Below are 21,362 nucleotides of genomic sequence, written 5' to 3'. Positions count from 1 at the left end.
AAAAGGACGGCGGCCTCAAGCCGCCGTCCCTTTGCAAAAGCAGTTCAGTATGGGCTCAGGTGCGTCGCGTCAGCACAAAGTTCTGCCCGCTCACGCTGGTGCAATTAAGCTGCGAGGTGGAGATCAACAAGCAGTTGAAGCTGATCGGCGTCTGGCGGATCAGCGAAGTGCCCTGGATTTGGACCGAGGTGCCGCCGGTCATGGCGTAGCTGCCGTCGGCAAGCTTCTGGCCGGTGTCGGTCGCGACGGTCTTGAAGCTGCCGCCGGCGAAGGTCGACAGGCCCGTGCCTTGCGCGTCGATCCATGAGCCTTCGACCGGACTCCGCGTGGCCAGTGGCGGCCCGCCCGGGCCGGCGGTGGTGCACGCCGCCAAGGCGGCAGCGGCCGCGACAATGCCGGCCGAAAGCAATTTGCGCGCAATCGTCATCATCAAGATCCTCTCCTCTCGCATTGGCCCGAAAATCGATGCGATTTTTCGGAAAGCACGATGCGTAAACTCAAACCGCCAGAGCGTACTTTGTGCGTCCAAATGGATGCACGTCGCTCCAGGCCGCCTTCCTTCAATCGCCCGATTTCCAGACGATTGCAAGGCAGTGAGACATTGCTATCGAACGAGGATGCTGAACTATCGAACGAGGATGTTGCGGAATTGCCATGGGTCGTTTTTGTCGAGGTCTTCCGGGAACAGCCCAGGGCGGTTGTCGAGCGGCGTCCAGTCGGTGTAGTAGCCCTTGATCGGCCCGAGATAGGGCGACTGCACTTCCAGGCAGCGCCTGTAGTCCATCTCGTCCGCCTCGACGATGCCGGCCTCGGGATTTTCCAGCGCCCAGGCCATGCCCGCCAGCACCGCCGACGTGACCTGCATGCCCGTGGCGTTCTGATAAGGCGCCAGCTTGCGCGCCTCCGCCAGCGACAGCTGCGAGCCGTACCAATAGGCGTTCTTGTCGTGGCCGTAGAGCAGCACGCCGAGCTCGTCGACACCGTCGACCAGTTCGTTTTCATCGAGCACGTGATGCACCGGTTGGGCCTTGCCGGCGGCGCCGAACATTTCGTGCAGCGACAGCACGGCGTCGTTGCAGGGATGGTAGGCGTAGTGACAGGTCGGGCGATATTGGACCTTGCCCTTCTTGCCGCGCACGGTGAAGAAGTCGGCGATCGAGATCGACTCGTTGTGCGTCACCAGGAAGCCATATTGCGGGCCCGGCGTCGGGCACCAGCTGCGCACACGCGTGTTGGCGCCCGGCTGCTCCAGATAGATTGCGGCCCTTGAGCCATGCTTGTGCTTCTTGCCGTTCTTCGGCATCCATTTCTCATGCGTGCCCCAGCCGAGCTCGGCCGGTTGAAGCCCTTCCGAGATGAAGCCTTCGACCGACCAGGTATTCCAGAACACGTTCATCGGCTTCGGCTTCTTGGTGCGCTGTGTGTCGCGCTCGGCGATGTGGATACCCTTGACGCCGGCCTTCTTCATCAGCCTGGCCCAAGCTTCGCGATCGTGCTGCGCGGGTTCCGAGAACTCGAGGCCAAGATCGTTGGCGAGGTTGACCAGCGCTTGCTTGACGAACCACGAGACCATGCCTGGGTTGGCGCCGCAGGTGGAGATTGCGGTCGCCCCGCCGGGGTGCGCGCGCTTTTCTTCGATCATGGATTCGCGCAGCGCATAATTGGTGCGGCTGCCAGTGTCGGCCTTGGTGTCGAAATAGAAGCCGAGCCATGGCTCGACGACGGTGTCGATGTAAAGCACACCCAGCTTGCGACAGAGCCGCATCAAATCCACCGAGCCGGTGTCGACCGACAGGTTGACGCAAAAGCCTTGGCCACCGCCTTTGGTCAGCAGCGGCGTCAAAAGCTTCTTGTAGTTCTTGCTGGTCACCGCGTCCTGGATGAAGGTGATATCGCGCTCATCGAGCAGCTTGCGGTCGGTATCGCGTGGGTCGATGACCGTCATGCGCGACTTGTCGAACTTGAAATGGCGCTCGATCAGCGGCAGCGTTCCCCGTCCGATCGAGCCGAAGCCGATCATCACGACAGGGCCGGTGATCTCACCGTAAACGGGCCAGTTTTCATTCGCCATTTTATCGATTACTCCCTCAGATAGGCTGAAAGCCGGGCAAACAGACGCAAAGCGGAGCATTTTTTTGCCCGACCGCCACGCGCTACAACCACAGATCATTGTCATAAACCAGCGAAAAGCCGCGAGCTACGCCGCATTCGTCATGTGGTTAAGGAGGACGACCAGCCGATCGTGGCCGTCACGACCTTGTAGTCGCGTTGGGCAAAGTCGAGCGCCGGCGGTTGCGCGGCCAAAGATGCGGCGAGCGTTGCCCGGCCGGGGTGATGCGCCAACCCGTTCAGCGGATTATCGCCCTCGGAGCCGAACCGGGAAAAGCCGGACGAGCTCCCGGTCGGCATCAGGGTCGCTGACAAAGCCGGCGCGCCGATCGGCGGCATCCACGCCTGCCCAGACCTCCACGGCGAGGCGTCTTCCGGCAATATCCTGGCTTTCGCCTGCGCCACCGGCCTGCTTGTCGTCAGCCATGGCGACGGCAGCCCGGCGATCCGTCATCTGCCCTATGCCGACAGCCTGCCGGATGGCAAAACGACGACGCTGATCGGCGGCCGAGGCCTGCAATATTTCCTCGGCAACTACGGCGCCGACAAGGTGGTGCTGATCGATCCGACGATCGAGAGCGACGCATTCCGGCTGATCAACCTTCCGACGCGCCGCGTGCATTTCGCGATCAACTCCGTTCGTGCCAAGTTCGCCTACGTCTTCACCGAGGACGGCCAGCTTCACCAACTCGACGTGGTGAAGGGGGAGATCGCAAACTCGCTCAAGCTGACCGACCCCTATTCGATGGACGGTCACTGGAACGATCCGAGGCCGCGTGTCGCGGTCGCCGGCGACAAGATCGTGGTCACTGATCCCCTGCAAGGTGTGCTGCATCTCGTCGACGCGACGTCGTTCGAGAAAACCGGCGACATTGCCGTCGAAGGCAAGCCCTTCAACATCGTTTCCGTCGGCGGCTCCGGTCAGATCCACGCAGGCGAATAGTCGCTCCTCCCAAGCGGCTGCCACGCGTCCGGCCCATTCTTTCCCGGGCCGGACGCATCTCTTACAACTCAAGAGTGCACAACCATGGGTAGCGTCGTCCGCTGACTTCGATTGCGTTTCAGCCAAGCCGCGCCGGGATCAGTCCGCGCAGCGAATTGCCGACGAACAGCGCTTTGGCCGACTTCAGATCGTCCAGGCTGTAGATTGCTTCGCGGGCGCGGCCTTCATCCAGCAATTCGCCGCGCAAGACGCCAGGCAGCAAGCCGCAATCGAGCCGCGGTGTTGCCAGCGCGCCGTCGCCGAAATCGGCAAACAGATTGGTGATCGTGCCCTCACAGAGTTCGCCACGCTCGTTGGCCAGCAGAACCTCGTCGGCCCGGCTGATCAGATATTCGGCGCGCGCCCGCTGATAGATGTCGCGGCGGCTCGTCTTGTGGCGCAGCAGCGTGTCGCTTGATTGAAGCCGCACCCGCGCCAGTTGCAGCCTCCAGACCTTGTCGGCTGCGTGCGGCTCATAAGGCAGCGCCGAGACCGTCACCTTGCCGCTGCGCGACAGGACCAGGCGTGTGCGCAAGGCTATGTCCGGCCGGTCGACGGCGTTCCTGAGCATCTCGCCGACCTTCTGCGGATCGCAGGCAAAACCCAGTTCGGCCGCCGAGCCATAAAGGCGTGCCAAATGGCGGTCGAAACGCAGGAAGCCCTGGCCCGGCTGCCAGCGCATGGTTTCGATCAGCTCGAAATCGGCGGTGTTCCCGTCGCGTAGCGCGCTTTCAGCAGGCACTCCTGATACTCCTCCTCGGCCGTCGAATCGAAGACGACGCCGCCGCCGACATTGTAGACGGCCTCGCCGCTGGAAAAGAGCGATATGGTGCGGATCGCCACCGAAAAGCGCATCGTGCCGCCGGGCGCGATCCAGCCGATGGCGCCGCAATAGACGTCGCGCGGCGTGGCTTCCAGATCGTGCAGGATTTCCATGGCGCGGATTTTTGGGGCGCCGGTGATCGATCCGCATGGAAACAGCGCAGCGAATATCCGGCGGATGGTGAGGTCGGGCAACAGCTTGGCCCGCACGCGGCTCACCATCTGGTGGACGGTCGGGTAGCTCTCGATGCGGAAAAGCTCCGGCACCTCCAGCGTGCCGACTTCGCTGATCAGCGAAATGTCGTTGCGCAGGAGATCGACGATCATCCGGTTCTCAGCCTGGTTCTTCTCGTCATTGAGCAAGAACGCCTTCAGCCGCTTGTCCTCCGCCTTGGTCGCGCCACGCGGGGCGGTGCCCTTCATCGGATGCGTCTCGATCATGCCTGCGGCGTCGATCTCGAAAAACAGTTCTGGCGAACGCGACAAAACGACCGGACCGCCGAGCGCGATCAGCGCGCCGTATTTCACCGGCTGGCGCTCCGTCAGCGCGTCGAAGGCGGCCAGCGGATCGCCCGACCACTGCGCATGAACCGGAAAGGTCAGATTGCCCTGATAGCAATCACCCTTGCGAATGTGATTGTGGAGCCGCGCAAAGCGTTTTGCGTAGTCTTGTGAAGTCCAGGCGGCCCTGGCGTTGAAAATCGGGGCGTTGAAGATCGGGCCGTTGGTCGACGGCGCGTTGCCGGTCACGACCGGCTGTTCGACAGGCGCGTCGAAGATCCCGAGGCAGACAAGCGGGGCGCGGCGTCCGCCCGGCAGCAGCGGAACGAGCTTCGGCTCGAGCAGGTAGCCGGCCTCGTAGGAGAAATAGCCGGCCAGCCATTTGCCGGCGTCATGCGCGGCCTGCGCAATGTCCAGCGCCGGCAGGAAGTCCTCCGCCTCATGCGCCACGATGATGTCGGCCGGCCGGTCGAAGACGAGCTGATGTGCGCGCTCGTCATTTCGAAAAATTGCAGAGGGCAGGGGCATGGGACTCGGATGCTGCGATCGATGACGCCAGCTATCGCTCTATATGGCGGCTCGATCGCGCGCAATCGAGACACCGGCGTCTCAAGACGCAAACGCAGCTTGATGCAAAAGCAAACCGGCGGCACCTCGCGGGCGTCGCCGGTCTCTTATGTGCTCGATGCCGGCAGGCAATTCAGGTGTTGCTCCCGGTCCCCGCGGTCGGGAAGCGGCGCGCGAATTCCTCCTCATCGCCGGCGGCAAGCAGTTTCGCCTGCTCGATCCAGCGCTCACGCTCGATGCGGCCGTCGAAGTTCAACGTCTCCTCGATCCGCTTGACGTCGGCGGCCGTCCAGGCGGCGATTTGCGCATAGGTCATGACTCCGAGACCGTTGAGCAGTCGCTCGTTGTCCGGACCGATGCCGATCAGGCGGCGCAGATTGCTGGCCTTGTCCACCGCCGCCTTTGTTGTCGCGGCTTTCTTTGCCGCTGGCGCAGCGCTCTTTGGTGCAGCACTCGTTTTCGATGCGGGAGGTTTTGGCGCACTTGCCTGCGACGCACTCGCTTTCGGCGCGCTGGCTTTCGACGCACTGGCCTTCGGCGCGGCTGCCGCCTTCGCGGCCGCCGGTTTCTTGGACGTGGTCTTTGCTGGCCCGGACTTTGCTGGCCCGGTCTTGGCGGGCGTCGTCTTGGCGGGCGTCGTGTTGGCCGGCGCGGATGTCGCCATCAAAGCCGACGGTGCCGGGATTGCTGCCTTTGTCGCACCGGTCTTGGTGCCTTGTGCCTCGCCCAACTGGCGCTCCAGTTCGGCGCGGGCGCCGCGGCATACTTCCAGTTCACGGGTCAGGCGGTCGGCGTCGGCGCGCAGCCTGTCGCGCTCGCTGCGGGTGCGGTCCATGTCACCGCGCAGGCTGTCGAGATCGCCACGCGGGCGTCCCCAGATGAACCAGCCAACCAACACACCTACCAGGAACGCCAGGAGCATGTAGAAAAAAGTGCCCATTGTCTCTCTCCAGTCCGATCCATCTGCCGTGGCCTGGGACCTTGGCACAAGGACCATTCAATGGTGGCTCCGCTGCTGGCGGAACAGCCGGCTTAAATCGCGCTGTCGGCGACCGGCTTTCCCTGCCATGGCCAACGGCGCTGTCGCAATCGTCGAAGCGCCGTGACCGGCCGAAGATTTGGCCTAAGCCCCGCGCCCCGACTGAGCTTGAGGCGGGACGCTATCATACAGCTTCCGGAAAGCTAACGGAAAAATTCCACGGAGAGTTATTTAAGAACAGATATTTAGGGCAAGAATAGAATGGCCTCAATATGCATTGCGGCTAAACTGTTCTGCCGAACCTGGATGTTCAGCGCTGTGCGTCAATTGTCCAAAGCTTCGAGCTCGTCGATCAGCCCGCCGATCACGCCAAGTCCGATCTGCCAGAAGGCAGGATCGGTGGCATCAAGACCGAAGGGTGCCAGGAGCTCGGAATGATGCTTGGTGCCGCCGGCGCGCAGCATGGCAAAATATTTGTCCTGAAAGCCACGCTCTGCATTCTGATAGACCGCATAGAGCGAATTCACCAGGCAGTCGCCGAACGCGTAGGCGTAGACGTAGAAAGGCGAATGGATGAAGTGTGGAATATAGCTCCAGAAGACCTCGTAACCCTCGCGCAGCTTGATCGCCGGCCCGAGGCTTTCCGCCTGCACCTCCAGCCAGAACTCGCCGAGCCTGTCCGATGTCAACTCGCCGTTTTTGCGCTCGGCATGCACCTTGCGCTCGAACTCGTAGAAAGCGATCTGGCGCACGACCGTGTTGATCATGTCCTCGACCTTCTGGGCAAGCATGGCCTTGCGCTCGCGCTTGTCGGTGGTCTGGTCCAGAAGCGAGCGGAAGGTCAGCATCTCGCCGAAGACGGACGCCGTCTCGGCCAGTGTCAGCGGCGTCGAGGCCATCAGCGCGCCCTGGCCTGCGGCGAGCACCTGATGCACGCCGTGGCCAAGCTCATGCGCCAGCGTCATCACGTCGCGCGGCTTGCCCATGTAGTTGAGCAGGACATAGGGATGCGCCGACGGCACGGTCGGATGCGCGAAGGCGCCCGGCGACTTGCCAGGCCTTACCGGCGCGTCGATCCAGTTGCGGTCGAAGAAAATCCGGGCAATCTCCGCCATGTCAGGTGAAAAGCGCTGATAGGCGGAAAGCACCGTGTTCTTGGCCTCGTCCCAGCCGATGATCGCTTGCGGGGTCTCCGGCAACGGCGCGTTGCGGTCCCAGTGGTTCATCACTTCCATGCCGAGCCAGCGCGCCTTCATCGCGTAGTAGCGGTGTGACAGGCGCGGGTAAGCGTCACGAACGGCTGAGGCCAGCGCATCCACCACGCTGCGCTCGACGCGGTTGGCGAGATGACGCGAATCGGCGATGTCCTCGAAGCCGCGCCAGCGGTCGGAAATCTCCTTGTCCTTGGCCAGCGTGTTGGTGATCAGCGTGAACGTGCGCAGATTCTTGCGGAAGGTTGCGGCCAGCGCTTCAGAAGCCCGGCGGCGCACCTCGCCATCGGCGTGCTGGAGGCGGTTCAGCGCCGGCTCCAGGGTCAGCTCTTCGCCATCGACGTCGAAGCGCAGATCGGTCGTCGTCTCGTCGAACAAGCGGTTCCAGGCGCCGCGTCCGGTAATCGACTTCTCGTGGAGAAGCTGCTCGACCCGGTCTTCGAGCTGGTAGGGTTTGTCCATGCGCAGATCAAGCACCCACGGCCGGTAGTGAGCGAAGGCGGGATCGGCGGCAAGCGCGGTTTCGATCGCGGCATCGTCGACAAGATTCAGTTCGAGCGCGAAAAACAGAAGATGCGTGCTGGCGTCGGTCATCTTCTCCTGAATGTCGCCATAGAGCTTGGCGCGCTGCGGATCCGCGGTGTTGCCGGCATAGATCAGTCCGGCATAGGAGACGATCCGGCCAATCAGTTCCTCCAGCGCCTCATAGGCGGCAAGCGCCTCGCCCAGCCTGCCGCTGTCGGCACGCTCCGCCTCGGCGGCGAGCGTGCCTTTCCAGCGGCTCTCGAAGCTGATGGCATCGGCGATCGCCTTTGAAATGTCGCGTTTCAGCTCGGGGGCGTCCATGCCCGAATAGAGATCGGCGAGATCCCATTCCGGCAGATCACCAAGCTCCGCCGCGCCCTGACCGGACGCCGCCGCCGCAAGCTGCCGACCAAAAACCATGCTCATTGACAATACTTTCCAGATTGCAAGACCTGAGAGACCGTTTGGAAACTCTACTCTGGCGGCCATCTGATGGCGTTTTCTGCGCTTCCGGTGCTCACGGACCCAAATGTCCGCTGCGCGCCGGTTCTCGAAACCACCACCATATGACTCGCCAGAGCGAATTTCGAAACAGTCTCTAAGCGGTCAGGCCCAAAGATTCAAAGGGCCAAAGATTCAAGGGGATGAGAAAAGCCGGTCAAATCCTAAGGAATTCATTCACCGGGTTTTTTGAAAGCTTATTTAGAACCCTGTGCCAGGATGATCCATAGGGTTGGATTCCCCATTGGGTGGGCACAGTGGGGTGGGCATATTGGGCGAGCATCGTTGAACCAGTCATGACAGGTTCCATACTCATAGTCGATGACGATCCCGTGCAGCGCAGGCTGCTCGAGGCGGCGGTGACGAAATTCGGCCACAGCGCGATCATCACGGATGGCGGCGAGGCCGGTCTCGACGCGCTCGACGGGCCTAATGCGCGCAGCGTCTCGGTGGTCATCCTCGACCTCGTCATGCCGGGCCTCGACGGCATCGGCGTGCTGAAGGCAATGCGTGAGCGCGGCATCCAAGTTCCGGTCATCGTGCAAACCGCCCAGGGTGGCATCGAGACCGTCGTTTCGGCCATGCGACACGGTGCTTTCGATTTCGTCGTCAAGCCGGCATCTCCCGACAGGCTGCAGGCATCGATCGGCAACGCGCTCAAAGTCGAGGCGGTCGAGGGGGAAGTGAAGCGCACGTCGCGGCGGCGCGGCGGCCATCTGACCTTCAAGGACATGATCACGCACAGCCCGGCGATGGACCGGGTGATCCGCCTCGGCCAGAAGGCGGCCGCGTCCAACATCCCGATTCTTATCGAAGGCGAATCCGGTGTCGGCAAGGAGCTGGTGGCGCGCGCCATCCAGGGCAGCGGCGATCGCCGCTCAAAACCGTTCGTCACCGTCAATTGCGGCGCCATCCCCGACAATCTGGTCGAGTCGATCCTGTTCGGCCACGAGAAGGGCTCGTTCACTGGCGCCACCGAAAAACACACCGGCAAGTTCGTGGAGGCGCATTCGGGCACGCTCTTCCTCGACGAAATCGGCGACCTGCCGCTCGACGTGCAGGTCAAGCTGCTGCGCGCCGTGCAGGACGGTGAGGTCGATCCGGTCGGCGGGCGTTCGACCGTCAGGGTCGACATCAGGCTGATCTCGGCGACACACCGCAATCTCCTGCAGCAGGTCAAGGACGGCAAGTTCCGCGAGGATCTGTTCTACCGCCTGAACGTCTATCCGATCTTCGTGCCGCCGCTGCGCGACCGTCGCGACGACATTCCGTATTTGGTCGAGCATTTTCTGGACAAGGTTGCGCCCACCGATCCACGTCATCGCCTGCACGGCATTTCGGCTGCGGCGCTCGCCATGCTGCAGGCCTATGACTGGCCGGGAAATATCCGCCAGTTGGAAAACGCCGTCTTCCGGGCCTCGGTGCTTTGTGAAGGCGATATGCTGACCGAAGAGGAGTTTCCGCAGATCCGGGCGCAGGTCGAGGGCACCGTCAACCTGGATGCGCATGGCTGGTTGCCCGGGTTCCCTTTGGTCACCGAGCCGCTTGGCGAGGACACGGCCGCCAATAACGGCATCGCTGCAACCGAGCTCGATCCGCCAGCCAGGCCGCAGCCTCGTTTCGGCACGCTGCGGGCGCTGGACGAACGCGGCAATGTGCGGGCGCTGGCCGATGTCGAACTCGAAATGATCAAGCTCGCCATCGACCATTATAACGGCCAGATGAGCGAAGTTGCCCGCCGCCTCGGCATTGGCCGCTCGACGCTCTACAGGAAGCTCAAGGAATACGGCATCGATCCGGAGACAGGCCGTATCGATCGGCTTGCGTCCTGACAAGGCAAGCCCGGACCACCTTGCCAGCCTGGCATCAGGACAAATCGACAGTCGTCGAATCGGGCGTGACGCGGTCGGGCGACGCGCTTGCCGGCAGTGTTCACGCATTGAAGCGGCTGGTAACAGATCGTGTGCAGGCAAAGCCCGAAACATGATCTAAACCAGCAGTTTACCAAGAAACCCCGTGCAATATTTTTGACGGGATATCGCCACGGTGTTACCGCATTTCGGCTTCAATAAGCGATGATTAACCATTAGGATCGATATTCGGATGTGAACACCACCGCATCCGTTTGGTCAAATCCGGGGACAAACGGCAGCCTGCAAGGCCTTTTGATTTGAACAAAGTCGAACGACACACAAACGGGCGGCACTATCGCATGAGCGCCTGGCCGAGATGGCTGGCAGCGGTGATTGTCGCCTTAGGCTTCCTTACAGTGGCTGCGACCGGCGCCAGCGCCCAGACACGTTCGCTGAAACTCTACAACCTACACACCAAAGAGAAGGCGGAGATCGTCTTCAAGCGCGGCGGCCGCTACGACCAGGCGGGTCTGAAAAAGATCAACGTCATCCTGCGCGACTGGCGCCGCAACGAGCCGACCAAGATGGATCCGCGCCTGCTCGACCTGGTCTGGGAGGCTTACCGGCAGAGCGGCGCCCGCGACTACATCCAGGTCGTATGTGGTTATCGTTCGTCGTCGACGAACTCGATGCTGCGCAGCCGCAGCAGGGGCGTTGCCAAGAAAAGCCAGCATATGCTCGGCAAGGCCATGGACTTCTACATTCCCGGCGTGCCGCTGAAGAAACTGCGCGACATCGGTCTGCGGATGCAGGGCGGCGGCGTCGGCTATTATCCGAGGTCCGGCTCGCCCTTTGTCCACATGGATGTCGGCAATGTGCGGCACTGGCCTGGCATCAGCCGCCAGGAACTGGCGCGTGTGTTCCCCAATGGCAAGACGCTGCATGTGCCGAGCGACGGTAAGCCGCTGCCCGGCTATTCACAGGCGCTCGCCTCCTACAAGGCGCGCAAGGGCGCCGGCGCCCCCGCCATCGAACTCGCCAGCGCAGAGGGCGGTGCCAAAAGATCCGGCGGTCTGCTAGCGGCCTTCTTCGGCGGCGGTGAAGACGAGGCCGATGACAGCGCCGATGTCGCAGCCGCGCCGACGCCGAAGTCAACCAACGTGAAGCCGGCGAGCGTGAAGCTGGCGACCGCGAAGCCGGCGCCGACCGCCAAGAACAGCAAGCTTCCGGGCATTGCCATCGTGTCGCCTGAGGATGCGAAGCGCGCCGAGATTCCGCAAATCGCCGATGCGCCTGCTCCGGAACCGGAGGAGGACACGCCGGAAACGATCATCGCGGCGCTGCCGGCGCGCAGCGTGCCGCTGCCTGATTTCGCCCCGCGTCCGAAGGCCGATGTCGCTCAGCCGCCCGAAAACATTCCGTTCGGCGTGGCGGATGCCACCGCCACCACTGAACAGGCGGTGACGACGGCGCAAGCGCCGGCAAACGCTCCCTTCGGTATGGCCGAACCGTCCGTCGTCGCCGATGCGGCGCAGGTTGCGGCCAACAACGTTCCGTTGCCGACCTGGCGTCCCAATCACTCGCTGCCGGCCGACCTTGCAGCGGCCGACCTTGCGCCGCAGGACAAGGCTGTGCTTCTGGCGCTGGCGGACACGACCGGGCACGGCAAGACCGCTACCGATGTGTTCTCGGTGCTGCCGTCGGCTCGGCCCGATCTGGCCCAGCCCGAGTTGGTCCAGCCTGACCAGGTCCAGTCTGATCAGGTCCAGTCTGACCAGGTCCAGTCTGCCGCGGTCCAGTCTGACGCGGTCAAAGCCGTCCTCGAACGGGTCAGCGCAACCGACGAATACCGGGTCGCTTCGCTCTCCCAGCCAAGCTCGGTCTTCGGTGAGCCGGCGAAGGGCAATGCCGCATCGCCGCGCGAGGCTGTCTTTGCCCGCCCGGCTGGCTCCGATCCGGCCGCGGCGATCGGCACGGGTGTGAAGACCACCCGCAAGGCAGCCAGGGCAACCGCCCGTGACCTGAAGCCTGGTCCCAAGTCCGTGGTGATCGCCGCCGAGCCGACGGCGGCGCGCTGGGCGTTGAACAGCGGCGAGAATGTCGCCACCGTCTCCAGCGCAACGACGGCGCAGCGCTACGCCTACAATATCGTGCACACGCCCCCAACCGAAGTCTATACCGTGGGCTTCCAGGCGGACGATCAGCTGGCCGACGCCAACCGGTTCACCGGCAATGCCGTCAAGTTCCTGTCGGTCGCCCGCTTCAGGACCGAGTAGCGGATCGACCAACCATAAAAAAGCCGCGTCGGTAACCCGCGCGGCTTTTTTATGCATGTCGTTATCGCAAAACCGCTGCACGCTTTTGCGCGGCATTCATTGGTCCGCTTGGGGTGAGAGTTGTCTCTATCGCCCGAGTTTGCTCGCGGCGCGCGCCAGGGCTTCGATTTCATCCCATTTGCCGGCCTTGACCAAATTGTCCGGCGCCACCCAGGAGCCGCCGACGCAGATGACGTTGGGCAGGCTCAGATAGTCGCCGGCGTTCTTGTCGGTGATGCCGCCGGTCGGGCAGAATTTGACATCGGCGAGCGGCGAGGCGAATGCCTTGAGCGAGGCAATGCCGCCTGACTGTTCTGCCGGGAAGAATTTCAGGAAACGCAAGCCTGCCTCGCGGGCGGCCATGATCTCACCGGGCGTGATGGCGCCGGGCAGCAACGGAATGTCGCTGTCCTTCGCCGCCGCCAGAAGCTCGCGGGTGATGCCGGGGCTGACGATGAACTTCGATCCGGCGGCCGCCGCCTCGCCGAACTGGCGGGCGTCCAGAATGGTGCCGGCGCCGACGATGGCGTCCTCGACCTCGCTTGCCACAAGCCGGATCGCCTCCAGCGCATCAGCGGTCCGCAGCGTGATCTCGATCGCCGGCAGGCCGCCGCGCGCCAGCGCGCGCGCCAGCGGCACGGCATCGGCGAGATTGGCGATCTTCAGCACCGGGATAACCGGTTGGCCGTTGAGGAGCGACAGGAGCTTTTCGGTCTTGCTGGGCATTTGTCGTCTCTCCGGTATTGATCCGTTCAATCGGTTAGCAGAAGGCCGGATTTCTGTCCACGAAGCGAAGCGTGTCGCGATGTCACGCGCTGCCGGCAAGTCCGTCAGACCGGCCCGTCAAGGCCACCAAGGAGAGGCTGCTCCGCGCGTCGGCCTTGAATCGGCTTTCATGAGCGTTTAGTGGCTTCGCGATGACACTGCCCAATCAACCCCTGCGCGTTGCCGCGCTCTACAGGTTTGCCCGGCTCGACGACTTTCATGCGTTGCGCGCGCCGCTCGCCGCCTTCTGCTGCGGACGCGGTATCAAGGGCACGCTGCTGCTGGCGCATGAGGGCATCAACGGCACGGTCGCCGGCAGCGAAGCTGACATCGCCGCGCTCATCGATCATCTCGAATCCATCGAAGGTCTAGCCGGTCTCGAGGTCAAGTACAGCAGCGCCGCGCAGATGCCGTTTCACCGCATGAAGGTGCGGCTGAAGCGCGAGATCGTCACCATGGGCGTTGGGGATCTCGATCCGGCGGCAAGCGTCGGCACCTATGTCGCACCGGCCGACTGGAACGCGCTGATCTCGGATGCGGACACGATCGTCATCGACACGCGCAACGCCTACGAGGTATCGATCGGCACTTTCAAGGGAGCGGTCGATCCCGCGACAACGAGCTTTCGCGAATTCCCGGCCTGGGTCGAGCAGCATCGGGCCGAGTTCGTCGGCCGGAAAGTGGCCATGTTCTGCACCGGCGGCATACGCTGCGAGAAGGCAACGGCCTATGTGAAGTCGCTCGGCTTCGAGGATGTGTTCCATCTCAAGGGCGGTATCCTGAACTATCTCGAAGAGGTGCGCGCCGAGCAAAGCCTCTGGCAGGGCGAGTGCTTCGTCTTCGACGAACGCGTCTCGGTGTCGCACGGGCTGGTCGAGGGTGAGGCGGAACTTTGCCGCGCCTGCCGGCATCCGCTGACCGGGCAGGACCTGCTGTCGTCGAAATATGCCGCCGGCATCTCATGCCCCCATTGCTTCGATGCCCGTTCCGACGAGGATCGCGCCCGCTACGCCGAGCGTCAACGCCAGGTCGAGCTTGCAGAAGCGCAAGGCAGGGCTCCGCACATCGGACGTTGAAGCGACGTGCGCCGCTTGGACGCACAAAGTAGCTCTAACACTTTGAATCCATAAATCGTGCTTTCCGAAAATCGATTCCGATTTTCGGCCCAACGCGTTGGACAAGGCAGATCCTGACATCATCTCGTTTGTGCCATCACCGGCAAAGCGCCCATCCGTCATTGTAATGTCCATATGCGGGGCCTACCTGTTCAACGTCCGAAAACCTGCCCGGCGCTTTCGGCCGGCCAATTCTGGAGGCATTGATGTTCGATCCCAAGAAGCTCCTCAACGATCTGCTCGGCTCGCAAATTCCCGGAACCGGATCGACCGTGCGCGACAAAGGGGGTCAGGCGATGCAGATGGCCAAGGACAATCCGCTGGCCGCTGGCGCGCTGGCCGCGGTGCTGCTCGGAACCGGCGCTGGCCGTCAGGTCACCGGCACTGCGGTGAAGCTCGGCGGCCTGGCCGTGGTCGGCGGCCTCGCCTACAAGGCCTACCAGAACTACAAGAACGGCAAGGCGCCGGCTGAAACGCAAGTTGCCGGCGAACCGGAATTGCTGCCGCCGCCCGCCGACACCAGCTTTCATCCCTCGCAAGCGCCGCAAGGCGAGGACGAATTCACGCTGACGCTGGTGCGCGCGATGATCTCGGCGGCGAAGGCCGACGGCCATATCGATGACGACGAACGGCAAAAGATCGCCGGCAAGCTCAGCCTCGCGGGCATCGACTCCGACGCGGAGAAATTCCTGATGTCGGAACTGGAAAGGCCGCTCGATCTGGATACGCTGGTCGCCGGCGCCCAAACCGACGCCCAGAAGCTCGAGCTCTACACCGCCTCGCGCCTCGCCATCGATCCGAATACACGTGCCGAACGCGGCTATCTCGATCTGCTCGCCGGCCGCCTCAGCTTGCCCGATGCACTGCTCGACCATGTCGAGGCGACGGTGTCGGCGGCAAAAGTGCCGGCGCCAGGGGAGCAGGCGCCAGAGGTGCCGGGATCGGGCAAGGCAACCGCCAATTCGCGCTGGTAGGCTTCAGGGCCACGGAGAGCGGGAATCCGACGTCCTTTCGCGTTAATGTCTCGTTTACCCAGGAAGCGCATGATTTTAAGCAGTCGGATCGGCTTTCCTCCTCCCAGCCGGTTCAGATCAGGGCGGCCGCCAATGGCCGCCCTTTTTGTCGGATCCGGTTAGCGCATGACCCGAAATCGGAATCGATTTTTGCAAGCGATCATGCGCAAATTCAAAATTGCTCAAAACCATGGTGCTATAGCGTCCTTGCGGGTATGCGGCGCTGTAGGAGGACAGTTATGACAGACTACAAAACGGCCATCGTCACCGGCGCCGGTACGGGCATCGGCAAAGCCGTCGCCACGGCGCTGCTCAGGGCCGGCTGGAATACGGTGTTCTGCGGACGCCGCAAGCCGGTGCTGAACAAGGCTATCGCTGAGGCCGGATCGACACAAGCCAAGGCGCTGGCGGTCGCCTGCGACATCAGCAAGGCCGACCAGGTCGACGATCTGTTCGAGACGGTGGCGGCGGCTTTCGGTCGTGTCGACCTGCTCTTCAACAATGCCGGCACAAGCTACAAGTCGACATTGATCGACGAGATCCCCGTCGAGGTGTGGAACGAAGTTGTCGGGGTCAATCTCACCGGCTCGTTCCTGTGCGCCCGCGCCGCCTTCGGCGCCATGCGCAGGCAGCGGCCGATGGGCGGCCGCATCATCAACAACGGCTCGGTGTCTGCCTACGCGCCGCGTCCGGGCTCAGTGCCCTACACCGCGACCAAACACGCCATTACCGGGCTGACCAAGACGCTGGCGCTGGACGGCCGGCCTTATGACATCGCCTGCGGCCAGATCGACATCGGCAACGCCTTGACCGACATGGCGCAGGCGATGACGGTCGGCGTACCGCAAGCCAATGGCTCCATCGCCGCCGAAGCGGTGATGGATGTCCAGCAGGTCGCCAATGCCGTCCTCCATATGGCCAGCCTGCCGCTCGACGCCAATGTGCTGTTCATGACCGTGATGGCGACGAAGATGCCGTATGTCGGGCGAGGGTGAGCGGCCGGTTCGCGTCAGCGAATTCATCGTGCCACTGGTACGATGAAAGGCCGGCGAACGCCGGGACGCTGCGCAGCAGCGGGGACCCGGCCGGACGGCGTTCAATTTTGGCTAGGACTGCGTCACCGAAAGCGGCACGCCGGGAAGATACAGTGAAATAGGGCGGATTTCGTAGACGGCGGTCGGATTGACGCGGCGAAAGTCGCGCGCAATCGCGATCGCGGCATCGCGCGTGGCGCAGTCGACGACGTATAGTCCCAACAATTGCTCCTTGGTCTCGGCGAAGGGTCCGTCAATGACCATCCCGGCGCCCGGCCCGCGCAAGGTGCAGGCGTCTTGGGTCGCCCCGAGCCGCGCCGCCGGGCCAAGGGCGCCTTCGCGGTATAGCCGTTCGTGGATCTGGAGCAGGTCGGTCATCAGCTCCGCATCCTCCTCCGGCGTCAGCGCCGTGATCGCTTCTTCCACGTGATAGGCAAGGATGGCATAGAACATCTGACGTCTCCTTTCGTCGGTCGTGTACCCGCCCTCACTTCGCCAGAAACGTCTTGATCCGCTCCAGCGCGCGCAGGATGTTCTCCTCGGAATTGGCGTAGGACAATCTGACATAGCCTTCGCCGAGAATGCCGAAATCAGGTCCGCCGATCAGCGCCACTCCGGCATCCTCAAGCAAAGCCGAGGCGAGCTTCTTCGCCTTCCAACCGGTTTTTGAGACATTGGGGAAGGCATAGAACGCGCCCTTCGGCGTGATGCAGGAAACGCCTGGTAAGGCGTTCAAGCCTTCGACCACGACCTTCCTGCGGCGGTCGAAGGCGCGCATCATCTTGTCGACGTCGTCCTGCGGGCCGTCGATGGCGGCGATGCCGGCATACTGGCTCGGCGCATTGACGCAGGACCAGCAATTGACTGCCAGCTTGCGCACCTTGTCGTAGAGGTGGGCGCCCTTGTCGCCGTTTGGCCAGATCGACCAGCCCATGCGCCAGCCGGTCATCGCCCAGGTCTTCGACCAGCCGTTGAGCACGATCAGCCGGTCGCGGATTTCGGGGAAATTGAGCAGCGAGCAGTGCGTCTCGCCGTCATAAGTCATCACGTCGTAGATCTCGTCGGAGAGGATGGCGACGTCCGGGTGCGCTTCCAGCCCCTTGACCAGCTTCTCGATCTCGGCGCGGGGGGTGACCCCGCCGGTCGGGTTGGCCGGCGAGTTGAGGATGAGCAGCCTGGTCTTCGGCGTGATCAGCGCCAGCGTCTCCTGCGCCGAGAAGGCAAAGCCGTTCTCCTCGCGCATCGGCACCGGTATCGGAGCAGCACCGGTGAACTCGATCATCGAGCGATAGATGGGAAAGCCCGGATCGGGATAGAGGATTTCAGCGCCCGGTTCGCCGAACATCAGGATCGCGGCGAACATGGTCGGCTTGCCGCCGGGCAGGATCATCACCGCCTCGGGCGACACCTCGACGCCGGTTGTGGTCAGCGTGCGGCGCACCACCGCTTCGCGTGTCGCCAGCAGGCCGTTAGCCGGCGTATAGCCGTGGTGGCCGTCACGCAGCGCCTTGATCGCCGCCTCGACGATGTGCTGCGGCGTCTTGAAGTCGGGCTGGCCGATGCCGAGATTGACGATATCGCGGCCCTGATGGGCGAGCGCGGTGGCACGAGCCAGCACCGCAAAGGCGTTTTCCTCGCCGAGGCGATCGAAGGCCGAAATCGTGTGGAGCATTTTTCCCGTCCCTGTGGTTCTTTCACCGAGCGAGCGTTTTTGTGAGCGTCCTTTCGCAAAAGTCAAACGGATTGGAGCTTTGGGTGTCGGAAAATCTCAAGAATTGGCAACCGCGCCCGCGGCCGGAGCGCAAGGTGCTGGAGGGGCGCACTGTCAGGCTTGAGCCGCTGAGCTCCGAAAAGCATGGCGACGGCCTGTTCGAGGCGTCGTCGGTGCCTGATGTCGACGGCCGCTTCGCTTGGCTGCCCGATTATCCGCCGCAGACCCGCGCCGCCTTCCAGCCGTGGCTGGACAAGGCCGAAGCCAGCGAGGACCCGCTGTTCTTCACCGTCATCGACAAGGCCAGCGGCAAGGTCGCCGGACGCCAGACGCTGATGCGCATCGACCCTGCCTATGGCGTGATCGAGATCGGCAACATCTATTGGGGTCCGCTGATCTCGCGCAAGCCGGCGGCGACGGAAGCGCAATTCCTGTTCATGAAATACATCTTCGACGAGCTTGGCTATCGCCGCTACGAATGGAAATGCAACAACCGCAACGAGCCGTCGAAGCGCGCGGCGGAGCGGTTCGGCTTCAAGCTCGAGGGCATTTTCCGCCAGCATCTTGTGGTCAAGGGCGAAAACCGCGATACCGCGTGGTATTCGATCATCGACAAGGAGTGGCCGGCACTGCGCAGAGCCTATGAGGCATGGCTCGATCCGGGCAATTTCGACGGCGACGGCCGGCAGAAGCGACGGCTCGAGGATTTCCGCGCCGAGTTCGGCGCCTGACCATGATCCCGAAAAGTGGAAGCCGGTTTTCGGGTAAGATCATGGTCAAACAAGGAGGACCATGATCCCGAAAAGTGGAGGCCGGTTTTCGGGCAAGATCATGGTCAAACAGGAAGACAGAGCCTCCGTCCGATTCTGCCGGGATGGATCAGCTCTGACAGGAGTTCGCAGGTGGCGCATACCCACGACCATGGTTCGCAAGGGCATGACCGCAGCCACGGCGCCGGTCATGTGCACGGCTCGACCGACAAGAAACGGGTGCTGATCGCCGCCTGCCTGACCGCCGGCTTCATGGTCGTGGAAGCGCTTGGCGGTCTCTTGACGGGATCGCTGGCGCTACTGGCGGATGCCGGCCACATGCTGGCCGACTGTATCGCTCTCGGCCTTGCCTGGTATGCTTTTCATCTGGCTGGCCGGCCGGCCACGGTTCGCCTCACCTACGGTTTCGGCCGGGTCAAGACGCTGGTCGCCTATACCAACGGCATCGCCATCTTCGCCATTGCGCTGTGGATCATCTATGAGGCCTGGGGACGCCTGCTGACGCCTGCGCCCGTGCTCGGCGGGCCGATGCTGGTCGTTGCGATCGCCGGTATGCTGGTCAATATCGGCTGCTTCTTCGTGCTGCATGGCGGCGACCGCGACAGCCTGAACATGCGCGGTGCCATCCTGCACGTGCTCGGCGATCTGCTTGGCTCGGCGGCGGCGATCATCGCTGCGCTGATCATTCTGGCAACGGGCTGGACGCCTATCGATCCGATCCTGTCCGTCCTTGTCTCGCTGCTGATCCTGTCCACCGCCTGGTCGCTGATGCGCGAAGCGGCCCATGTCCTGCTCGAAGGCGTGCCGGCGAGCCTCGATCGCGACTTGATCGCCAGGGACATAGAAGGGACGGTGAACGGCGTGCGCGAGGTGCATCACATGCATGTCTGGTCGCTTGACGGGTCAAGCAACATGGCGACCTTGCATGCTTGCCTCAACGATGGCGTCGATGCCCACAAAGCGGTCAGCGCCATCAAGAAGCGGCTTGCCGCGCATGGCATTGCCCACGCCACCGTAGAACCGGAATTCGGCCATTGCGCCGATGATAAGCACGATGGCGAGCACGACCATGCGCATGATGCGGCTCCGCATCATCGCCACTATCACTGACTCTAGGAGTTCCAAGGCATTGGTAACGAAGTTGATGAATTCCCGCCGTGTCCGGGCCGCGTGATGGATCGCGACACGCGCAATGCGGCGATAGGCGCACTCTGGGTGCTGCTGCTGTTCGGCATCGCCGCCTACTATTTGCCAACCGTGATGCTGGCGGTCGGCCGCGTCTCGACCATTCTTGCCGCTATTATTGCCGCTGTCTTCATGGTGGCCATTTTCGTCGTGTTTTGGCTGCGTGGCCGCAGTCAGCGCAAAAAGGATCATTGATATGCGTGTTTTGATTACCGGCGCGGCAGGCATGGTCGGCCGCAAGCTCATCGCCCGGCTGGCGAAGGATGGAACGCTCAGCGGCCGCAAGATCGCCGCGCTCGACCTTCACGATATCGTGCCGCCGCAGGCGCCGACGCTGGATGGCGTCGACGTCACCATCCATACAGGCGATCTCGCCGCGGCGAGCGCGATGGAACGGCTGGTCGCGTCGCGCCCAGACGTGATCTTCCATCTCGCCGGCGTCGTGTCGGGCGAGGCGGAAGCCAATTTCGATCTCGGCTATCGCGTCAATCTCGACGGCACAAGGGCGCTGTTCGATGCCGTAAGACTGGCGGGGTTTGCGCCGCGCGTCGTCTTCACCTCGTCGATCGCCGTTTTCGGCGCACCGTTTCCGGACATCATCCCCGACGAATTCCACCCGACGCCATTGACCTCCTACGGCACGCAGAAGCTGATGGGCGAAGCGCTGCTCGCCGATTATACGCGGCGCGGCTTCTTCGACGGCGTCGGCATCAGGCTGCCGACCATCTGCGTCAGGCCGGGCAAGCCCAACAAGGCGGCTTCGGGCTTTTTCTCCGGCATCATCCGCGAGCCGTTGAACGGCCAGGAAGCAATATTGCCCGTGCCGCGCTCTGTCGTGCACACCCACGCCAGCCCGCGCTCGGCGGTGAATTTCTTGATCCACGCAGCAGCGATCGACGGCAGCGCCGTCGGGCCGCGCCGCAATCTGACGATGCCCGGTGTCGCCGTCACGGTCGGCGAGCAGATCGAGGCCTTGCAACGCATTGCCGGCGCCAAGGCGGTGAACCTGATCCGCGAGGAGCCCGACGAAACGATCTGGGCGATCGTCAAGGGCTGGCCGACGCGGTTCGAGGCGCGACGATCGAGGGAGCTTGGCTTTGCCGCCGAAACCAGCTTCGACGACATCATCCGGGTCCATATTGAGGACGAGCTGGACGGGAAGATCTAACTTGCGTTGATTTTCAGGTCACTGTGGGCTGCCGCCTTCCGGCACTACGCCAATTGTCGACCTCGGCGCTGCCCCTCACCTGGCTGCCGGCATCCTCTCCCCGCAAACGGGGCGAGGGGCGCTCTCATCGACGGTTTCGCCAATCACCAGCGCTGCAAAAACAGCGCCGGCGTTGCGGTCAGCCACTTCTCCCCATCACTATACGTGGAGAAGTGCCCAGCAGGGCGATGAGGGGC

Annotated in this window: 20 protein-coding genes; 10 read left to right on the top strand and 10 right to left on the bottom strand. The window is 63.1% G+C overall.

Annotated elements, in window-relative coordinates:
* Positions 1-55: 55 nt before the first annotated feature.
* The 3 genes from omp10 to BQ8794_RS34920 form a co-directional block, all read right to left on the bottom strand.
* Positions 56-427, bottom strand: a complete 372-nt coding sequence (gene omp10 / locus BQ8794_RS19935) for an outer membrane lipoprotein Omp10 (protein ID WP_077380452.1) — start codon at positions 425-427, stop codon at positions 56-58.
* 198 nt (positions 428-625) lie between these two features.
* Positions 626-2,071, bottom strand: a complete 1,446-nt coding sequence (locus tag BQ8794_RS19930) for a homospermidine synthase (protein ID WP_077380338.1) — start codon at positions 2,069-2,071, stop codon at positions 626-628.
* Positions 2,072-2,211: 140 nt separating this feature from the next.
* Positions 2,212-2,448 carry a hypothetical protein gene (locus BQ8794_RS34920; protein WP_143744617.1) on the bottom strand — a complete coding sequence of 79 codons (237 nt, stop codon included), beginning with the start codon at positions 2,446-2,448 and terminating at the stop codon, positions 2,212-2,214.
* A gap of 214 nt (positions 2,449-2,662) precedes the next feature.
* Between BQ8794_RS34920 and BQ8794_RS37210 the strand changes: the two genes are divergently transcribed.
* Positions 2,663-3,052 (top strand): hypothetical protein, encoded by a 390-nt coding sequence (locus tag BQ8794_RS37210; RefSeq protein ID WP_342188258.1) that lies wholly within the window; start codon positions 2,663-2,665, stop codon positions 3,050-3,052.
* 118 nt (positions 3,053-3,170) lie between these two features.
* Here the strand turns inward: BQ8794_RS37210 and BQ8794_RS19920 are convergent, their stop codons facing one another.
* From BQ8794_RS19920 to BQ8794_RS19905, 4 genes are all read right to left on the bottom strand, one after another.
* Positions 3,171-3,833, bottom strand: coding sequence for an aminotransferase class IV family protein (locus BQ8794_RS19920; protein WP_077380337.1), 663 nt, complete (start codon positions 3,831-3,833; stop codon positions 3,171-3,173).
* Entirely contained in the window at positions 3,782-4,942 is a 1,161-nt protein-coding gene (locus BQ8794_RS19915) for an aminodeoxychorismate synthase component I (protein ID WP_077380336.1), read from the bottom strand. Before BQ8794_RS19915 ends, BQ8794_RS19920 begins: the two co-directional genes overlap by 52 nt.
* Positions 4,943-5,114: 172 nt before the next feature.
* A complete protein-coding gene (locus BQ8794_RS19910; RefSeq protein ID WP_077380335.1) occupies positions 5,115-5,921 on the bottom strand; it encodes an NADH-quinone oxidoreductase subunit E in 807 nt (268 codons plus the stop codon).
* A 362-nt stretch (positions 5,922-6,283) separates the two neighbouring features.
* Complete coding sequence (locus BQ8794_RS19905) at positions 6,284-8,122, bottom strand: M3 family oligoendopeptidase (protein WP_167378792.1); 1,839 nt, start codon at positions 8,120-8,122, stop codon at positions 6,284-6,286.
* Positions 8,123-8,493: 371 nt separating this feature from the next.
* Here BQ8794_RS19905 and BQ8794_RS19900 point away from each other — a divergent pair, with 371 nt between their 5' ends.
* Both BQ8794_RS19900 and mepK read left to right on the top strand, forming a co-directional pair.
* On the top strand, positions 8,494-10,029 hold the full coding sequence (locus BQ8794_RS19900; protein WP_077380334.1) for a sigma-54-dependent transcriptional regulator: 1,536 nt from the start codon (positions 8,494-8,496) through the stop codon (positions 10,027-10,029).
* A gap of 380 nt (positions 10,030-10,409) precedes the next feature.
* Positions 10,410-12,326 (top strand): peptidoglycan L,D-endopeptidase MepK, encoded by a 1,917-nt coding sequence (gene mepK / locus BQ8794_RS19895; RefSeq protein WP_077380450.1) that lies wholly within the window; start codon positions 10,410-10,412, stop codon positions 12,324-12,326.
* A 126-nt stretch (positions 12,327-12,452) separates the two neighbouring features.
* On the opposite strand, the gene BQ8794_RS19890 is transcribed toward mepK, so the two are convergent.
* Positions 12,453-13,091 carry a 2-dehydro-3-deoxy-phosphogluconate aldolase gene (locus tag BQ8794_RS19890; RefSeq protein WP_077380333.1) on the bottom strand — a complete coding sequence of 213 codons (639 nt, stop codon included), beginning with the start codon at positions 13,089-13,091 and terminating at the stop codon, positions 12,453-12,455.
* 191 nt (positions 13,092-13,282) lie between these two features.
* Between BQ8794_RS19890 and trhO the strand changes: the two genes are divergently transcribed.
* The 3 genes from trhO (at position 13,283) to BQ8794_RS19875 (ending at position 16,253) form a co-directional block, all read left to right on the top strand.
* Positions 13,283-14,206, top strand: a complete 924-nt coding sequence (trhO, locus tag BQ8794_RS19885; protein WP_167378791.1) for an oxygen-dependent tRNA uridine(34) hydroxylase TrhO — start codon at positions 13,283-13,285, stop codon at positions 14,204-14,206.
* A 245-nt stretch (positions 14,207-14,451) separates the two neighbouring features.
* Complete coding sequence (locus BQ8794_RS19880; protein WP_077380332.1) at positions 14,452-15,219, top strand: tellurite resistance TerB family protein; 768 nt, start codon at positions 14,452-14,454, stop codon at positions 15,217-15,219.
* A gap of 278 nt (positions 15,220-15,497) precedes the next feature.
* The gene (locus BQ8794_RS19875) at positions 15,498-16,253 is read left to right on the top strand and encodes an SDR family oxidoreductase (protein WP_077380331.1); all 756 of its coding nucleotides are present in this window, start codon (positions 15,498-15,500) and stop codon (positions 16,251-16,253) included.
* Positions 16,254-16,364: 111 nt separating this feature from the next.
* Here the strand turns inward: BQ8794_RS19875 and BQ8794_RS19870 are convergent, their stop codons facing one another.
* Together BQ8794_RS19870 and BQ8794_RS19865 are read right to left on the bottom strand one after the other, a co-directional pair.
* Positions 16,365-16,745 (bottom strand): YciI family protein, encoded by a 381-nt coding sequence (locus tag BQ8794_RS19870; RefSeq protein ID WP_077380330.1) that lies wholly within the window; start codon positions 16,743-16,745, stop codon positions 16,365-16,367.
* A gap of 34 nt (positions 16,746-16,779) precedes the next feature.
* Positions 16,780-17,964 (bottom strand): pyridoxal phosphate-dependent aminotransferase, encoded by a 1,185-nt coding sequence (locus BQ8794_RS19865; protein WP_077380329.1) that lies wholly within the window; start codon positions 17,962-17,964, stop codon positions 16,780-16,782.
* 83 nt (positions 17,965-18,047) lie between these two features.
* Here BQ8794_RS19865 and BQ8794_RS19860 point away from each other — a divergent pair, with 83 nt between their 5' ends.
* From BQ8794_RS19860 to denD, 4 genes are all read left to right on the top strand, one after another.
* Positions 18,048-18,734 carry a GNAT family N-acetyltransferase gene (locus BQ8794_RS19860; RefSeq protein ID WP_077380448.1) on the top strand — a complete coding sequence of 229 codons (687 nt, stop codon included), beginning with the start codon at positions 18,048-18,050 and terminating at the stop codon, positions 18,732-18,734.
* 171 nt (positions 18,735-18,905) lie between these two features.
* Complete coding sequence (locus BQ8794_RS19855) at positions 18,906-19,883, top strand: cation diffusion facilitator family transporter (RefSeq protein ID WP_077380328.1); 978 nt, start codon at positions 18,906-18,908, stop codon at positions 19,881-19,883.
* 63 nt (positions 19,884-19,946) lie between these two features.
* Positions 19,947-20,153: a hypothetical protein gene (locus BQ8794_RS19850; protein WP_027153224.1), complete on the top strand. Its 207-nt coding sequence runs from the start codon at positions 19,947-19,949 to the stop codon at positions 20,151-20,153.
* Between the two features lies 1 nt (position 20,154).
* Positions 20,155-21,126 (top strand): D-erythronate dehydrogenase, encoded by a 972-nt coding sequence (gene denD / locus BQ8794_RS19845; protein ID WP_077380327.1) that lies wholly within the window; start codon positions 20,155-20,157, stop codon positions 21,124-21,126.
* The last annotated feature ends 236 nt before the right edge of the window (positions 21,127-21,362 follow it).

Source organism: Mesorhizobium prunaredense, assembly GCF_900156895.1.
Classification (GTDB): Bacteria; Pseudomonadota; Alphaproteobacteria; order Rhizobiales; family Rhizobiaceae; genus Mesorhizobium; species Mesorhizobium prunaredense.
Note: the sequence above shows the minus strand (reverse complement) of the source record. Positions and strands in the feature narration are given on the sequence as shown.

What these genes read in the sequence shown, in the direction of transcription:
- omp10 (WP_077380452.1), bottom strand. Translation starts at nt 427, where the DNA reads ATGACGATTGCGCGCAAATTGCTTTCGGCCGGCATTGTCGCGGCCGCT.
- BQ8794_RS19930 (WP_077380338.1), bottom strand. Translation starts at nt 2,071, where the DNA reads ATGGCGAATGAAAACTGGCCCGTTTACGGTGAGATCACCGGCCCTGTC.
- BQ8794_RS34920 (WP_143744617.1), bottom strand. Translation starts at nt 2,448, where the DNA reads ATGCCGCCGATCGGCGCGCCGGCTTTGTCAGCGACCCTGATGCCGACC.
- BQ8794_RS19915 (WP_077380336.1), bottom strand. Translation starts at nt 4,942, where the DNA reads ATGCCCCTGCCCTCTGCAATTTTTCGAAATGACGAGCGCGCACATCAG.
- BQ8794_RS19910 (WP_077380335.1), bottom strand. Translation starts at nt 5,921, where the DNA reads ATGGGCACTTTTTTCTACATGCTCCTGGCGTTCCTGGTAGGTGTGTTG.
- BQ8794_RS19905 (WP_167378792.1), bottom strand. Translation starts at nt 8,122, where the DNA reads ATGAGCATGGTTTTTGGTCGGCAGCTTGCGGCGGCGGCGTCCGGTCAG.
- BQ8794_RS19900 (WP_077380334.1), top strand. Translation starts at nt 8,494, where the DNA reads ATGACAGGTTCCATACTCATAGTCGATGACGATCCCGTGCAGCGCAGG.
- mepK (WP_077380450.1), top strand. Translation starts at nt 10,410, where the DNA reads ATGAGCGCCTGGCCGAGATGGCTGGCAGCGGTGATTGTCGCCTTAGGC.
- BQ8794_RS19890 (WP_077380333.1), bottom strand. Translation starts at nt 13,091, where the DNA reads ATGCCCAGCAAGACCGAAAAGCTCCTGTCGCTCCTCAACGGCCAACCG.
- trhO (WP_167378791.1), top strand. Translation starts at nt 13,283, where the DNA reads ATGACACTGCCCAATCAACCCCTGCGCGTTGCCGCGCTCTACAGGTTT.
- BQ8794_RS19880 (WP_077380332.1), top strand. Translation starts at nt 14,452, where the DNA reads ATGTTCGATCCCAAGAAGCTCCTCAACGATCTGCTCGGCTCGCAAATT.
- BQ8794_RS19875 (WP_077380331.1), top strand. Translation starts at nt 15,498, where the DNA reads ATGACAGACTACAAAACGGCCATCGTCACCGGCGCCGGTACGGGCATC.
- BQ8794_RS19870 (WP_077380330.1), bottom strand. Translation starts at nt 16,745, where the DNA reads ATGTTCTATGCCATCCTTGCCTATCACGTGGAAGAAGCGATCACGGCG.
- BQ8794_RS19865 (WP_077380329.1), bottom strand. Translation starts at nt 17,964, where the DNA reads ATGCTCCACACGATTTCGGCCTTCGATCGCCTCGGCGAGGAAAACGCC.
- BQ8794_RS19850 (WP_027153224.1), top strand. Translation starts at nt 19,947, where the DNA reads ATGGATCGCGACACGCGCAATGCGGCGATAGGCGCACTCTGGGTGCTG.
- denD (WP_077380327.1), top strand. Translation starts at nt 20,155, where the DNA reads ATGCGTGTTTTGATTACCGGCGCGGCAGGCATGGTCGGCCGCAAGCTC.